This window comes from Pseudomonas sp. PDM26 (assembly GCF_019219185.1).
Taxonomy (GTDB): Bacteria; Pseudomonadota; Gammaproteobacteria; order Pseudomonadales; family Pseudomonadaceae; genus Aquipseudomonas.
In genome coordinates this window covers 392,391-407,923 of record NZ_JAHUWC010000004.1, presented here as the reverse complement: position 1 = coordinate 407,923, position 15,533 = coordinate 392,391, and the positions used below count along the sequence as shown (strand labels likewise).

The following is a 15,533-nucleotide window of genomic DNA, read 5'->3' as shown; positions in this document are numbered from 1 at the left end:
GATCGCAGCCTGCGGCAGCTCCTACATCGATCCCTGTAGGAGCTGCCGCAGGCTGCGATCTTTTGCTCTTAGTCTCGACTGGCGCGGCGGGCCTTGAAGAACTCGCTCAATACCGCCCCGCACTCCTCCGCCAACACCCCGCCTTCATACAACACTCGATGGTTGAGAAAGCCCTGGGTAAAGAACTGCCCCTGGCTCTGCACGATCCCGGCTTTCGGCTCCAGCGCGCCGTACACCACCCGCGTTATCCGCGAATGCACGATCAGGCCGGCGCACATGCTGCACGGCTCCAGCGTCACATACAGCGTGCTGCCCGGCAGGCGGTAGTTGCTCACGGCCTGGGCGGCGGCGCGGATGGCGACCATCTCGGCGTGAGCGCTCGGGTCGCTGGCACTGATCGGGCAATTGAAACCGCGCCCGATGATTTCCCCGTCCTGTACCAGCACAGCGCCTACCGGCACTTCGCCAAGGGCCGCACCTTGCGCCGCCAGTGCCAGGGCTTCGTGCATGAATTCGCGATCACGACTGCGGTCGATGATGGCGGCGGGACGGATCTGTCGCATCACGCCACCTCGATGGCGGCCATCAGGCCGGTTTCCATGTGATCGATCACATGGCAGTGGAACATCCACACGCCAGGATTATCCGCCACCAGCGCCACTTGCGCGCGCTCGTTCTTGCCCAGCAGGTAGGTGTCGGTGAAATACGGAATGACCTTGTGCCGGTTCGAGGCAATGACCTTGAAGCTCATGCCGTGCAGGTGAATCGGGTGTTGGTACTGAGTCATGTTCTTCAATTCGAAAATATAGCTCTTGCCCTTCTCAAGCTTGGCAATCGGTCGATCGGCGCAGGTCTTGTCGCTGATGTCCCAGGCCTTGCCGTTGATCTGCCACAGGCTGGGCGGCTTGCCGTTTTCGACGTTGACCGATACCGAGCCGACCCATTCGAAATTGAAGTTGAGTTTCTCGGCATTGGCCAGGTCCGGTTCGGCGATCGGATTGGCCGGCAGCGCCGGTGGCCACTCGGTCGGCGCATCCGTATTGGCCACCGAACGGAACGTGCCCAGGCGCACCGGACCGTTGCGTAACGACAGCTCTTCACCAGCCGGCGGGGCCTTGATCGCCAGGCAAATGCGCATGCCAGGACCCAGCCAGTATTCCTTGCCCAGTGGGCGCGGTTCAATCGGATTGCCGTCCAGCGCGTAGATCTGCGTTTCGACGCCAGGGATATTGAGACGATACGTCAGCGTATTGTCGAGGTTGAGCAGGCGTACGCGGGTGATCTGCCCGGCGGGCAAGTCGATCACCGCTTGTGAGACGCCGTTGATGGTCGACAAGCCTCCCGCCGTGCCGCCACGGGCAGCTTCGCGAGGAATGCTGAACGCGACGAACGCGCCCTCTTCATCGACGTGCCAGCTCTTGAGGCTCAAGGTCTTTTCGTATTTGAAACCGGTGGGCTCGCGCTCCTCGATGATCAACGGGCCGACCAGGCCACGACCGAGTTCTTCGCTGCTGTTCACGTGTGGGTGATACCAATAGCTGCCGGCGTCGGGCACGCGGAATTTGTAGTCGAAGTACTCGCCCGGCAGCACCGGCAATTGCGAGACATACGGCACACCGTCCATTTCCAGCGGCAGACGAATGCCGTGCCAGTGAATGGTGGTCGCCACCGGCAAGTGGTTGATGAAGCGCACCCGCAGCCATTCGCCCTGACGCACGCGCAACTCGGTGCCCGGCGCTGATGGGCCGAACGCCCAGGCTTGAGTCTTGTGCCCGGCCACCAGTTCGACGTCCAGCGGGGCGGCGATCAGCTCATAGTCGTGGCCGGCGTCAGCGTCGGCCATTTTGCCCAGCCAGTAACGCGACGCGCCACCGGCTCCGACACCAACGACAACAAGACCGGCCAGGCCACCGAGGAATTGGCGACGGGTAAAGGACATGAACTCAACTACCTCACGTATCAACCACAGGCGAGGGGCCTGCAAAAGGCGAATACGATACACCTGCGGTTGAGAAACAGTAAGGGCAGCGTGGCGGATGGACGCAGTCAAATCATGGCTGGCGATGCCCTGTGGCGAGGGGGCTTGCCCCCGCTCGGCTGCGAAGCAGTCGTAAAACCATCTAACGCGGTCTACCTGACAGACCTCATTCTCAGGCTTTGGGGCTGCTTCGCAACCCAACGGGGGCAAGCCCCCTCGCCACAGAATTACGGTTACGCCTGAAGGCCGGTGATCAGATGAACAACTCCACCGTCCAGCAGCATCACTCCCGGCACCCCCGCAGCCGTTAGCGCCTGCCGATCCACTTGCACCACATCCCGCAACTCCACCCGCACCCGGGTCAGCGCCACCGGTTGTTGCGACTTGAGGTTATCCACACCGCCCAGCGCGGCCACGACACTCGGGGCCAAACCGCAAACAGGCTGAGCCACCACTTTCGGCTCATCCACCACCAGGTCCGGCGTCAACGCTTTCCAGAACGCCCGCTGCATTTTCTCGAACATGTTCAGTTCTCCAGAACCAGTGAAGTATCGACCGTTGCTTCGTGGTGCTGCCGCAATGCCTCGCGTACCCGCTCGGCACTTTCCAGCCCCAGCACCTGCTGGGCGATGGCCTGGCAATCCAGCAGGTCCACTTCGCGAACCGCCGCTTTGATCGCCGGAATCAACGGCACACTCACCGAAAGCTCATCCACCCCAAGCCCCAGCAACAGCGGCACCGCCAGTTTTTCCGAAGCCATGGCGCCGCACACACCGACCCATTTGCCATGGGCATGAGCGGCTTTCACGGTGCTGGCAATCAAGCGCAGCACCGACGGATGAAAACTGTCGGCCTGACTGGCCAGGCGTGGGTGATCTCGGTCCATGGCCAGAGTGTATTGGGTCAGGTCGTTGGTGCCGATGGAGAAGAAATCCACCTCGGGCGCAAACAGATCAGCCATCAGCGCCGCCGCCGGTACTTCGATCATGATTCCCAGTTTCGGCAGCTCCGTAAGCCCCAATGCCAGCGCCTGTTCTTCAAGCAACTGACGGGCCAGCCGCAACTCCGACAGCTGCGCGACCATCGGCAGCATGATGTGCAGGCGAGCCAGCCCGGCGCTGCTCAAAATCGCCTTGAACTGATCGCGCAACAGTTGCGGACGCTCCAGGCACAAACGAATCCCGCGCATGCCCAAAAACGGGTTGGTTTCGCGCTCCATCGGCACGTAGGCCAACGGTTTGTCACCGCCGACATCCAGAGTGCGCACCACCAGATTGCGCGCTGGCCCCAGGGTGCGGGCGATGGCGCTGTAGGTGGACGCTTGCTCGTCATGGCTTGGCGCGTGATTGCGGTCCAGATAAAGAAACTCCGAACGCAACAGACCGACGCCCTCGCCACCCAGCGCCATCGCCTGTTCGGCTTCGGCCAGCGAAGCGATATTGGCGGTGATTTCAACGTGATGCCCATCACGGGTACAGGCGGCCAGTCCTGCATTTTCAAGCTCGTATTGCTGGCGTTTCTTTTGCTGCTGACGACGGGTTTGCAACTGCTCGATAACGGCCAGATCAGGATCCAGCTGCAACTCGCCCTTGTCGGCATCGAGCAACACCCGGGTGCCGTTGGCCAGTGCCAACACCTGAACCGGCAAGCCGCAGATCGCCGGCAAGCCGAAGGCCCGCGCGAGAATCGCCACATGGCTGGTAGCTCCACCGCCGACCGTGGCGAACCCCAGCACCTTGCGCGTGTCCAGACCAGCCGTTTGGGAGGGCGTCAGTTGCTCGGCAATCAGAATCGCCCCGTCCGGCAACTCCATCGCACGTTCTTCTACACCGAGAATCAACTTGAGCACCCGTTGACCGACATCGGCCAGGTCTGCAGCCCGTTCGGCCAGCAAGGTATTGCCCAGGCTTTTGAACAAGGCTGCCGTCGACTCGGTGGCCGCACGCCAGGCGAAACCGGCGCTGTTGCCGGCGTTGATCAGTGCCAGGGCCTGATCCAGCAGGCCTGGGTCTTCGAGCAGTTCCTGATGCGCCTTGAAGATGTCCGCCTGGGCGTCACCCGTGGCGTTGTCACGCAACTGCTGCAGTGCCATAACCGCCGCCGCCAACGCCTGGGACAGGTGCTCGCGCTCTGCCTGCGGACTCTCGCCGAACTCGCTCACCTCAAGTGTCTGCTGCGCAATTTGCACCACTTGGCCAAACGCCGACCCCGGCGAGGCGCAGACGCCGCGCAGCACTTTCAGCGATGAGGTCTCGACCACAACTGTCTCGGCCTCTGGCACCACCGTCACGGTTTCTCCGCAACCGGCAGCCAGCAACTCGGCCAGCGTCTTGATCGCCACTTCGGCATCCGCGCCAGCCGCGCTGACCTGCAGGACATCACCATGGGCAGTCTGCAAAGCCATGATCGCCACCAGGGATTTGGCGTTCGCGCTAGCCTGCTGTTTATGCAGGCAAATGCTCGCCGAAAAGCCTCTCGCCGCTTGGGCAAACACTGCCGCAGGGCGAGCGTGCAAGCCGTTGGCATTGGGCAGCGTCACCGGTTTGGAGAACAGTGCTTCGCCCTCCTGCGCAATCCGCTCATCGGCCGCCACTTCGGATGGATTCAGACTCAGCAACGGCTGGCCACTTTCCACCACACCCGTTTCGGGCGCCAGCCAGGTGAACGGCTCACCGCTGACCACCAGCATCAAGGTCAACAAACTGCGGGCGTTCAAGGCAATGTAATCGGCATCGAACTCGATCAGCGCCTGCCCCACCACCACCCGCTGACATTCTTCCACCAACCGGGTGAAACCCTTGCCGGCCAGGTTCACGGTGTCGAGGCCGATGTGCATCAATACCTGCACGCCATTGTCGTCAGTGATGCTGACCGCATGCCCACTGGCCTGCACATTGCTGATCACTCCTGCCAGTGGTGCGCACAAGGTTTGCGAGGTCGGATCGATGCATAGACCGTCACCGATCACGCGGCTGGAAAACACCTGATCGGGCACCTGGTCCAGCGGCATCAGCACGCCGGACAAAGGTGCCAGCAGTTGCAATTGTTGGGGTGTGGCCATGACGTCACCTGCTGTTTTGTTCTTTATAAAAGACGCTGGGATATTGCGGTACCGGGGTCATGCGGCGTTTATTTCCACCAATACTCGACCTGCAATCCGACGTTCGCACCGTGTCGCGCCGCGCCGAAGGAACCGGTGTCGGACAACGCCGAACCCGCCGCCAGCTCGTTGGCCGCCCGTTTGGCCGCCTCGTTCCAGCTGGCATAGGTGTAGTACAAACGCACCTCGGGACGTTCCCAGAACCCCGGGCCTTTTGGCGACCAGGTTGGGACAAAGGAGAATTTACTCAACTTGCGCGTACCTCCTGGGGCCTTGACCTGATCGTGTCCCAGCTCAGTCACCAACTTGAATTGGTCGGTGATTGCGTAAGCCGGGCGAACACCCAGGGAAATCCAGTTCTGGCCGTTACCGTCCGGGCGGATATCCTTCTGATAGACCGCTTCGACCTGACCACCAAAACGCGGTGTCACTTGCCAGTCGAAGAATTCCACCAGCCGGTAGCTCTTGTTGCTGTCGTCCAGGCCCACATCGCCGGTGTAACCCAACCCGGTGCCAGGCCCTTCGCCATATTGCAGCGCCAGTTTGTTCTTACCGCCGAGGAAGTCTTTCTGCACATGCTGGGCGGTGATTGCCCAACCTGCGTGCGCATCGCTGCGGCCAGGTTTTTCGATGTAACTGAGGCCAAACTCCAGCTCACCGCCGGGGTTGGTCTGAAAACCTGCAACGTTGAAATCCTGCCGGGTGACATAATCCTTCTGGTACAGGTTGTCCTTGCGCGAAAAGGCGTAACTGTATTTCAGGTCGCCGATCTTCACATCCTCGATACCACCACCCGTGGCGCTCTGGTTCCAGTAGTAGAAGTCGGAAATGTGGATATCGTTGCGTTTGTAGTAACGCCGACCGGCCCACAGCGAACCGCCGTTGAGGCTGGGCATGTTCGACCATTGCGCGTACATCTGGGGCATGCGCACCGAGCCGTTGTCACCGTTGAACGTCAGGTCCTTGTCGTACTGGTTATACAGCGATGCCATGCCGTCGACGCTGAGCACCGAACCATCGGTCAGGGTGTATAGATCCTGGCGCAGTTCAAGTTCAGCGTACTGCTCACATTCATTACCCAAGCGGTATTTGGACTGCGCTCCCTGTAACTGGAAACACTGCTGCTCACCGCTGTTAACCGAGGTCCCGACGCCGCTGCGCAAGTAACCGGAGAACTCCAGCGCCTGGGCCGACAGTGGTAATACCAGGCACACGCCCGCTGCCACAAGGCTGCGATTTATTGTTGTTTTCAAGAAGCACCTCATTGTTTTTATTGTGTGATGCAGCAAAAATCGGCGCGCAAAAATCCCCCGCGCAGCGTTCTGCGTGTTTTTTGAAACGGTGTTTTCTTAGTGGTTAGTCAGGTGCAGCACGAACGACTCGAATGGCCGTAAAAACACCTGCTGATTGCGCAGCGGACAGTCCCGGTAGTTACTGATCACCAGCCGTTGCGCTATCGCCGGGTTGATCACGTCAGCTGGCAGTTCGACTTCGCACGGCGTGCCATAGAAGTTGTTCAGCACCAGCAAACGCTCGCCATGGCCTTCACGCACGTACGCCCAGATTTGCGTGTGCTCAGGCAACAACTGCCGATACACACCGTCGGACATCAGCCTTTCACTGCGGCGCAGGGCGATCAGCTGACGGTAGTGATGCAGCACCGAGTCCGGATCATCGAGTTGATGCGCGACGTTGATCTGCGCCGCGTTGGCCGGCACCCCGATCCATGGTTCGGCAGCGCTGAAACCGGCGTTCGGCTCGGCGTTCCAGTGCATGGGCGTGCGACCGTTGTCCCGGGACTTCTGCATGATCGCCGCCATGTTGTCGGCATCGCTGCTACCTGCCTCGCGCTTGAGCCGGTAAATGTTCAGGGTTTCGACATCGCGGTACTGATCGATGTGATCGAACCCCGGATTGGTCATGCCCAGTTCTTCACCTTGATACACAAACGGCGTGCCCTGCAGGAAATGCAGCGCCGTACCGAGCATCTTCGCCGACACCACCCGATGCTCACCGTCATGACCAAAACGCGAGACCACCCGTGGCTGATCGTGGTTACACCAGAACAGTGCGTTCCAGCCGCCGCCGGCCTGCATGCCGGTTTGCCAGTCGGAGAGGATGCGCTTGAGTGCGAGGAAGTCGAAATCGGCGCGAATCCACTTTTGCAGGTTCGGGTAATCAACCTTCAAGTGATGAAAGTTGAAGGTCATCGAGAGCTCTTTCGACTCTGGCCGCGAATAGCGAATGCAGTGTTCCAGACTGGTGGATGACATCTCGCCGACGTTGATCAGGTCATGGCCTTCGAACACTTCACGGTGCATCTGCTGCAAGTATTCGTGGGCGTTCGGGCCGTCGGTGTAGAAGCGTCGACCGTCGGTGTTGTCCTCGGGGAAATCCGCCGGTTTGGAAATCAGGTTGATCACGTCCAGACGGAAACCACCCACGCCTTTGTCGCGCCAGAAACGCATCATCTTGAAGACTTCGGCACGCACCTGGGGGTTGTCCCAGTTCAGGTCGGCCTGCGTGTGGTCGAACAAGTGCAGGTAGTATTGACCGGTCTGGGCCTCGAACTCCCAGGCCGAACCGCCGAACTTGGATTCCCAGTTGTTCGGCTGGTCGCGCCAGATGTAGAAGTCGCGGTAAGGGTTATCGAGGCTGCTGCGGGCCTGCTGGAACCAGGTGTGTTCGATCGAGGTGTGATTGACCACGATGTCGAGCATCAATTTGATCCCGCGCTTACCGGCCTCGGCGATCAGCAACTCGCAGTCGGCCATGGTCCCGTAGCTCGGGTCGATGGCGTAGTAATCGCTGATGTCGTAACCGTTGTCGCGCTGGGGCGAACGCAGGAACGGCGTGATCCACAGGCAATCGACACCCAGCCAGTGCAGGTAATCGAGCTTGGCCACGACGCCGAGCAAATCCCCCGTGGGTTTGCCGGCGTGGCTGTGAAAACTCTTCGGGTAGATCTGGTAGATCACCGAACGTTGCCAGTCTTGCATCGCGGGATTCCTTCAGTAAGTTTTGTACTGGCCATATTTTTGTGGCGATCTGTCAGGCGACCCGATACCCGGGCCGGACAATCCTCATGCTCAACCCGCAGGTCAGAACAAACGGCACGACCATGGCAATCACCATCCCGATCACAAACATCGGAATGAACTGCGGAATGATCGAGATGAAACCGGGCAATCCGCCGACGCCGATCGCCGAGGCCTGGACCTTGTTCAGCGACAGGAAAATGCTGCCCAGCGCCGAACCGATCAGGGCCGCATAGAACGGAAACTTGTAGCGCAGGTTGACCCCGAACATGGCCGGTTCGGTGATGCCGAAGTAGGCAGAAATCGCCGAAGTCGAGGCCATGCTTTTGTCCCGCACACTGCGGGTCATGTAAAACACCGCCAGTGCCGCGCTGCCCTGGGCGAGGTTGGACATGACGATCATCGGCCAGATGAACGTGCCGCCCTGGGTGGAGATCAGTTGCAGGTCGACCGCGAGAAACATGTGGTGCATGCCGGTGATCACCAGCGGTGCGTAGAGCAGCCCGAAAATCGCGCCGCCGACCATGGGCGCCAGGTCGAACAGGGTGACCACGCCTTCGGTGATGAGAATCCCCAGATGACGGGTTACCGGGCCAATCACCGCCAGCGCCAACACACCGGTGACGACGATGGTAGTGATCGGCACCACCAGCAATTGCACCGCGTTAGGCACTCGCGCCCGCAGCCACTTTTCGATCACGCTCATCACGTAGGCCGCCAGCAGGATCGGCAGGATTTGTCCCTGATAACCGACTTTCTCGATCTGAAACATACCGAGGATGTCGAAGTACGGCAGGCTCTGCCCCTCCAGCCCCGCCACTGCTTTGCCGTAGTTCCAGGCATTGAGCAGATCCGGGTGCACCAGCATCAGGCCGAGCACAATGCCGAGGATTTCGCTGCCGCCAAAGCGCTTGGCCGCCGACCAGCCCACCAGCGCCGGGAGAAACACGAACGAGGTGTTGGCCATCAGGTTGATCAGACTCCAGAGCCCGTCTAGCTTGGGGTAGGCATCGAGCAGGGTCTTGCCCTCGATGAACATGCCCTTGGCGCCGATCAGGTTGTTGATGCCCATCAGCAGGCCGGCAATGATCAGCGCCGGGAGGATCGGCATGAACACATCGGAAAACACCCGCACCAATCGCTGCATCGGGTGGATCTTGTCGGCGCTTTTTTGTTTAACGTCGGCGATGGTCGAGGCGGCGAGACCGGTTTGCCGGCGCAGCTCGGCGTAGACCTTTTCCACTTCGCCGGGGCCGATGACCACCTGGAACAGGCCGCCGGTAAAGAACGAGCCTTTGACCAGATCGATCTGGTTCAGCGTGGCGCTGTTGACCAGGCTCGGGTCCTTGAGGGCCAGGCGCAGCCGTGTGACGCAATGCGCGGCCTGCTCGAGGTTGTCGCTGCCACCGAGGCTGTGCAGCAGCTCAGTGACGATATTCGGATAGTCGTGGCTCATGCTTGTTCTTCCACTGTAGTTTTTTGTTATTGGCAGCACGCCGAAGCGAAAAGTACTCGTCTGTACGAGTTATTGCAACAGCTCGTACAGACGAGTTTGATTTTGTTTATCCTGAACCCGGCAGGCAGCGATATTTCCTACCTCCGAAGTCAAAGAAACCCAAAGCCGCATAGACAAACTCCTACCCTGCCCTTAAGGTTCGAAACCTTGAGCACAGTGCGGCATAGAGCCTTCCCCATGAGTAAATACAACCAGATCTACAGCGATCTGCTTGCCAGCATCACGACCGAACGTCTGGAACGCGGCGCCCGATTGCCTTCCGAAACCGAACTGATGGACAGCTATCAAGCCAGTCGCGGCACCGTGCGCAAGGCCATCGAGCAATTGCAGGAGCGCGGTTTTGCGCAGAAAGTCCATGGCAAAGGCACCTTCGTGCTGTCGACCAACCCGATCGAATTTCAGCTCGGCGGTATCGTCAGCTTCCAGGAAACCTACCCGCGACTGGGCAACGACGTCAGCACCGAGGTGGTCGAATTCACCCAGATTCCCCTCGAAGGCCCACTGCTCGAACACATCAAGGCTGAAGAAGGCAGCCTGATCACGCGGATCAAGCGCGTGCGGCGAATCGACGGCAAACGGGTGATCCTCGACATCAACCATTTCGTCAGCGACGTGATTCCCGGCCTGTCCCGCGACATCGCCGAGCACTCGATCTACGCCTTCATCGAGCAGACCCTGCAACTGCAAATCGCCTACGCCCAGCGCACCATCGAAGCGGTGCCCCGCAGCAAGGACGACCAGCAACACCTGGACCTCGACGGCCAGAGCCATGTGATCGTGGTCAGCAACCAGACGTTTTTGCAGGATGGCCGGCAGTTCGAGTACACCGAGTCGCGGCATACGCTGGATAAATTCTACTTTTCGGATGTGGCCCGGCGCTGAGATGCGCTACAGCCTGATAAGGGGAAATGAAGGCGGTCGCGTGCGTTTAACTTGCACGAGCGAATAGGATGGGATGTGCTAGCTGCCTGACACTGGCAGCTAAAAATCAATCGATCTTGTAACCCCTGCGCTTATCGAACTCCTGATACTTCTGCGAAATGGCCGGGTCATCGAAGGTTCCTTCAATAGTGTCCACCGAAACGAGTCCATCAAGCCCCTTAACTGACTGAATGGCGGCTTCCCATTCGCCCGGATCCAGAGGCGGCTCGATAAAGTCTTTCAAGTAATCATCCAGGATTCCCTTGTCGGGCGTCTTGATCTCGCCACTTAACGCCGACAGGTAAGCGGACTTTGTCGTCCTGCTCCAGTTGATTGAAAACCCTGCTCGATCACACAACACCGAGTGAACCACGAGCATTGTTCGGCCATTTCCATCCAGGAACGGATGACCATAGGCAAAAAAACCCATCACTACGCCGGGAGACTTTCTGAGCAAAACCTTGTTCTGGCCGAGACGAAGTCCCTCTTCTACAGCCCTTTTTGCCTCAAATGGAGGACAGAAGTATGTCCCTGCCTTGGAAATGGCCAAATCGGGAGAAGTGCTCAGTCTGTCCTTGCCAGCCCAAGGATAAAGATCCCCAAACAGAAGTTTGTGAACGTGTAAAAAATCAACGTAAGTGATCGTTCTCTTCTTGATCAAGTAAGCCATGGCATCAGACAGGTTCGCGGTAAACAAGTCGTGCTCAAGGTGTTTGACAATGTTGAGGTCTTTTTCACCCACAACATTTCTGAGATATCCCTTCGCGTCGAAATCCTTGAATGGGTCAAACACTCTTTCTTTCTCTCAAATAGTTGGTGAGTAGATGAACCGCTTCTGTGCCGGTGACCTTTTTCTCTTTTTTCAACGCAATGACCAACTGCTCAATTGAGTCGGTACGAACATCATCCCCAGCCAATCTCGAGACATTCTCCGCCCATTCATCGGCATATGTTTTGATGTAGGAAACCTTGCTGAGCTCGGCCAGATCCAGCACGTACCGTTTGAGGCCAACAGTCGGAATGATCAAGTCACCGGTTTCAGGATGACGCCTTACTGTATTTTTCGCTTTCCGGGAGGGCGCTCGTTCATTGATGTAAACCACCGACCTTCCGCCCAACGACAATTTGCGGCGGATACGGCGATTGCCCTGCACGCATATTTTCGCGTCCTTGCGGGCGACCGAACGGCGCTGTTCTGAAGGCGTCGTTTGCACTGAAGCGCTCATGCCTAACCGTCTAAATGCTTCGACCGCCAGTGTTTCAAGATCCTCGACAGGCGTAATGAGTCCGGTGTCAGGAGTTCTGAACGCTTTAGCATAAACACCAATGCCCATCCGAACGATTACGCCCTTTTTCTGCAGCTCATCGAGAGCGACGGAAACTTGAGAGTGACCACCTAGCGATGCAACATCTGCGCGCAGGATCACATTACCCGACGTGCGTTGGATGGCCATCCGCATGCGTTCTTCAAGCTTCATGTTCTATCCTCCCGACAGCGAGCGAATACTTTACCACCTGTCGAAGTAAAACTTCTGCTGGCCATGTCGCTCACTTTATACGTAACAGAAACAGACGCTTCAAAAGCGGTGAAGCACAAAAAAACCCCTGACCGAGACCGGTTCAGGGGCTTTTCGCAACGATGACTCTAGTGCGGGATCATTCCCACTCAATGGTCGCTGGCGGCTTGCTCGACACGTCATAAGTGACGCGGGAGATGCCTTCGATTTCATTGATGATGCGGCCGCTGACGGTTTCCAGCAGTTCGTAAGGCAGGTGTGCCCAACGCGCAGTCATGAAGTCGATGGTTTCCACGGCACGCAGGGCCACGACCCAGGCGTAACGACGGCCATCGCCAACCACGCCTACCGATTTCACCGGCTGGAACACCACGAATGCCTGGCTGACCTTGTGGTACCAGTCGGCCTTGCGCAGCTCTTCGATGAAGATATGGTCGGCACGACGCAGCAGGTCGGCGTATTCCTTCTTCACTTCACCGAGGATCCGCACGCCCAGGCCCGGGCCCGGGAACGGGTGACGGTAGACCATGTCGTACGGCAGGCCCAGTTCCAGGCCCAGACGACGGACTTCGTCCTTGAACAGCTCGCGCAGCGGTTCAACCAGCTTGAGGTTCATTTCTTCCGGCAGGCCGCCCACGTTGTGGTGCGACTTGATCACGTGGGCCTTGCCGCTTTTCGCGCCAGCCGACTCGATCACGTCCGGGTAGATGGTGCCCTGGGCCAGGTACTTGATGTTGTCCAGCTTGCAGGATTCGGCATCGAACACGTCGATGAAGGTACGGCCGATGATCTTGCGTTTCTTCTCCGGGTCGGCTTCGCCGGCCAGGTTGCCCAGGAACTGCTCTTCGGCGTTGGCGCGGATCACCTTGACGCCCATGTTCTCGGCGAACATGGCCATCACTTGCTCGCCTTCGTGCAGGCGCAGCAGGCCGTTGTCGACGAACACGCAGGTCAGCTGGTCGCCGATGGCCTTGTGCAGCAGCGCGGCAACCACGGACGAGTCCACGCCGCCAGACAGGCCGAGCAGGACGTTGTCGGTACCGACCTGTGCGCGAACCTGGGCGATGGCGTCTTCAGCGATTTTCGACGGAGTCCACAGGGCTTCACACTCGCAGATGTCGAGGATGAAGCGCGACAGGATACGACCGCCCTGCTTGGTGTGGGTCACTTCCGGGTGGAACTGCACGCCGTAGTAGCGACGCTCGTCGCTGAACATGCCGGCGATCGGGCAGCTCGGGGTGCTGGCCAGGATGTGGAAGTCTTCCGGCATGCGGGTGACCTTGTCACCGTGGCTCATCCATACGTCGAGGCCGAACAGGCCGTCGGCGTCGATGTGGTCTTCGATGCCGTCGAGCAGGCGGCTCTTGCCGACCACGTCTACGCGGGCATAGCCGAACTCACGCAGCTCGGAACCTTCAACCTTGCCACCCAGTTGCTCGGCCATGGTCTGCATGCCGTAGCAGATACCGAAGACCGGTACGCCCAGGTCGAAGACGGCTTGCGGGCAGCGAGGGCTGTTGGCTTCGTGAACCGACTCCGGGCCGCCGGCGAGGATGACGCCTTTAGGAGCGAATTCGCGAATCGCTTCATCGTCCATGTCGAACGGATGCAGTTCGCAGTAAACGCCGATTTCACGCACGCGGCGGGCGATCAGTTGGGTGTACTGGGAACCGAAGTCGAGGATCAGGATGCGGTGAGCGTGAATGTCGAGGGCCATGATTCAGTCTCGTCTAAAAAATTCGGAAACAGTCGTGATTCAGAAACAACTCGGGGCTGAATAAAACAGCCCCGGTTGCTTAGCTTGTTGCTTGAAGGCTCAACCTACGCGGTAGTTTGGCGCTTCCTTGGTGATCTGCACGTCGTGAACATGGGACTCGGCCATGCCAGCGCCGGTGATCCGCACGAACTCAGGCTTGGTGCGCATTTCTTCGATGTCGGCACTGCCGGTGTAGCCCATCGAGGAGCGCAGACCGCCCATCAACTGGTGGATGATCGCGCTCAGGGTGCCCTTGTAAGGAACACGGCCTTCGATGCCTTCCGGAACCAGCTTCTCGGCGCCTGCCGAGGAGTCCTGGAAGTAACGGTCGGAGGAACCCTGGGCCTGGGACATGGCGCCCAGCGAACCCATGCCGCGATAAGCCTTGTACGAACGGCCCTGGAACAGTTCGATCTCGCCCGGAGCCTCTTCGGTACCGGCGAACATCGAGCCCATCATCACGCAGGAAGCACCGGCCACGATGGCCTTGGACAGGTCACCGGAGAAACGGATGCCGCCGTCGGCGATCAACGGCACGCCAGTGCCTTCGAGGGCTGCGGCAACGTTGGCGATGGCACTGATTTGCGGCACGCCGACACCGGCGACGATACGGGTGGTGCAGATCGAGCCAGGGCCGATACCGACCTTGACTGCGTCAGCGCCAGCTTCAGCCAGGGCCTTGGCGGCAGCGCCGGTGGCGATGTTGCCGCCGATGACCTGCACTTCAGGGAAGTTCTGCTTGACCCAGCGAACGCGGTCGATCACGCCTTTGGAGTGACCGTGGGCAGTGTCGACCACCACCACGTCAACGCCGGCAGCGACCAGCGCGGCAACGCGATCGCCGGTGTCTTTACCGGTGCCGACTGCAGCGCCAACACGCAGACGACCTTGATCGTCCTTGCTGGCCAGCGGGTAAGCCTTGGCTTTTTCGATGTCGTTGACGGTCATCATGCCCTTGAGGGCAAATTTGTCGTCGACGATCAGCACGCGTTCGATGCGGTGCTTGTGCAGCAGCTCACGCACGTCGTTCTTGTCGGCGCCTTCCTTGACCGTGACCAGACGCTCTTTAGGCGTCATCACTTCACGGACAGTGGCTTCCAGACGGTTCTCGAAACGCACGTCACGGGAGGTGACAATGCCGACCAGGTCGCCATTGTGCAGCACCGGAACGCCGGAGATGTTGTGCATGCGGGTCAGTTCGAACAACTCGCGCACGGTGGCGTCGGCGACGATGGTGATCGGATCTTTGACCACACCGGCTTCGTAACGCTTGACCTTGCGCACTTCGGCAGCTTGCTGCTCGATGGTCATGTTCTTGTGGATGATGCCGATACCACCTTCCTGAGCCATGGCGATTGCCAGACGGGCTTCAGTGACGGTGTCCATGGCGGCGGAAACCAGTGGAATATTCAGCTCGATGCCACGGGTAAGGCGGGTCTTGAGACTGACTTCGTTAGGAAGCACCTCGGAATAACCGGGCACTAGGAGAATGTCGTCGAATGTCAGAGCTTCTTGGCTGATACGCAGCATCGCGGGGGCTCCCGAGCGGGAAAATGGAAGCGCGACATTATAGTCAGAGACCCCCTCGGGTTCAATGTAAAACTCTGTCTATTATCGATGTAGTGATCAACGGGGTATCTAGCGCCAAATAACCTGTAGGAGCGAGCCTGCTCGCGATGAACCTGAAGGCGACGTTTGTATCCAGAC

12 protein-coding genes are annotated in these 15,533 nt (G+C 59.2%); 1 reads left to right on the top strand and 11 read right to left on the bottom strand.

Annotated elements, in window-relative coordinates:
• Positions 1 to 68: 68 nt before the first annotated feature.
• From tadA to treP, 7 genes are all read right to left on the bottom strand, one after another.
• Positions 69 to 563 carry a tRNA adenosine(34) deaminase TadA gene (gene tadA, locus KW849_RS11330; protein ID WP_218429486.1) on the bottom strand — a complete coding sequence of 165 codons (495 nt, stop codon included), beginning with the start codon at positions 561 to 563 and terminating at the stop codon, positions 69 to 71.
• Positions 563 to 1,939, bottom strand: coding sequence for a multicopper oxidase family protein (locus KW849_RS11325; RefSeq protein ID WP_218429485.1), 1,377 nt, complete (start codon positions 1,937 to 1,939; stop codon positions 563 to 565). The genes tadA and KW849_RS11325 overlap by 1 nt, the downstream gene beginning before the upstream one ends.
• A gap of 272 nt (positions 1,940 to 2,211) precedes the next feature.
• Positions 2,212 to 2,502: a PTS transporter subunit EIIB gene (locus tag KW849_RS11320; RefSeq protein ID WP_218429484.1), complete on the bottom strand. Its 291-nt coding sequence runs from the start codon at positions 2,500 to 2,502 to the stop codon at positions 2,212 to 2,214.
• Positions 2,503 to 2,504: 2 nt separating this feature from the next.
• Positions 2,505 to 5,039: a phosphoenolpyruvate--protein phosphotransferase gene (gene ptsP / locus KW849_RS11315; RefSeq protein ID WP_218429483.1), complete on the bottom strand. Its 2,535-nt coding sequence runs from the start codon at positions 5,037 to 5,039 to the stop codon at positions 2,505 to 2,507.
• Positions 5,040 to 5,107: 68 nt separating this feature from the next.
• Positions 5,108 to 6,331, bottom strand: coding sequence for a carbohydrate porin (locus KW849_RS11310; protein WP_218429482.1), 1,224 nt, complete (start codon positions 6,329 to 6,331; stop codon positions 5,108 to 5,110).
• A gap of 96 nt (positions 6,332 to 6,427) precedes the next feature.
• Entirely contained in the window at positions 6,428 to 8,077 is a 1,650-nt protein-coding gene (gene treC, locus KW849_RS11305) for an alpha,alpha-phosphotrehalase (RefSeq protein ID WP_218429481.1), read from the bottom strand.
• A gap of 52 nt (positions 8,078 to 8,129) precedes the next feature.
• Positions 8,130 to 9,572 (bottom strand): PTS system trehalose-specific EIIBC component, encoded by a 1,443-nt coding sequence (treP, locus tag KW849_RS11300; protein WP_115947796.1) that lies wholly within the window; start codon positions 9,570 to 9,572, stop codon positions 8,130 to 8,132.
• 237 nt (positions 9,573 to 9,809) lie between these two features.
• Here treP and treR point away from each other — a divergent pair, with 237 nt between their 5' ends.
• Positions 9,810 to 10,514: a trehalose operon repressor gene (gene treR / locus KW849_RS11295; protein ID WP_019647781.1), complete on the top strand. Its 705-nt coding sequence runs from the start codon at positions 9,810 to 9,812 to the stop codon at positions 10,512 to 10,514.
• 106 nt (positions 10,515 to 10,620) lie between these two features.
• Here treR and KW849_RS11290 read toward each other — a convergent pair whose 3' ends face one another.
• The 4 genes from KW849_RS11290 to guaB form a co-directional block, all read right to left on the bottom strand.
• Positions 10,621 to 11,346 carry a Fic family protein gene (locus KW849_RS11290; protein WP_218429480.1) on the bottom strand — a complete coding sequence of 242 codons (726 nt, stop codon included), beginning with the start codon at positions 11,344 to 11,346 and terminating at the stop codon, positions 10,621 to 10,623.
• On the bottom strand, positions 11,339 to 12,031 hold the full coding sequence (locus KW849_RS11285) for a hypothetical protein (RefSeq protein WP_218429479.1): 693 nt from the start codon (positions 12,029 to 12,031) through the stop codon (positions 11,339 to 11,341). Before KW849_RS11285 ends, KW849_RS11290 begins: the two co-directional genes overlap by 8 nt.
• 178 nt (positions 12,032 to 12,209) lie before the next feature.
• Positions 12,210 to 13,787, bottom strand: a complete 1,578-nt coding sequence (gene guaA, locus KW849_RS11280) for a glutamine-hydrolyzing GMP synthase (RefSeq protein WP_108216549.1) — start codon at positions 13,785 to 13,787, stop codon at positions 12,210 to 12,212.
• A 99-nt stretch (positions 13,788 to 13,886) separates the two neighbouring features.
• Positions 13,887 to 15,356 (bottom strand): IMP dehydrogenase, encoded by a 1,470-nt coding sequence (gene guaB, locus KW849_RS11275; protein ID WP_008053208.1) that lies wholly within the window; start codon positions 15,354 to 15,356, stop codon positions 13,887 to 13,889.
• Positions 15,357 to 15,533 lie beyond the last annotated feature (177 nt).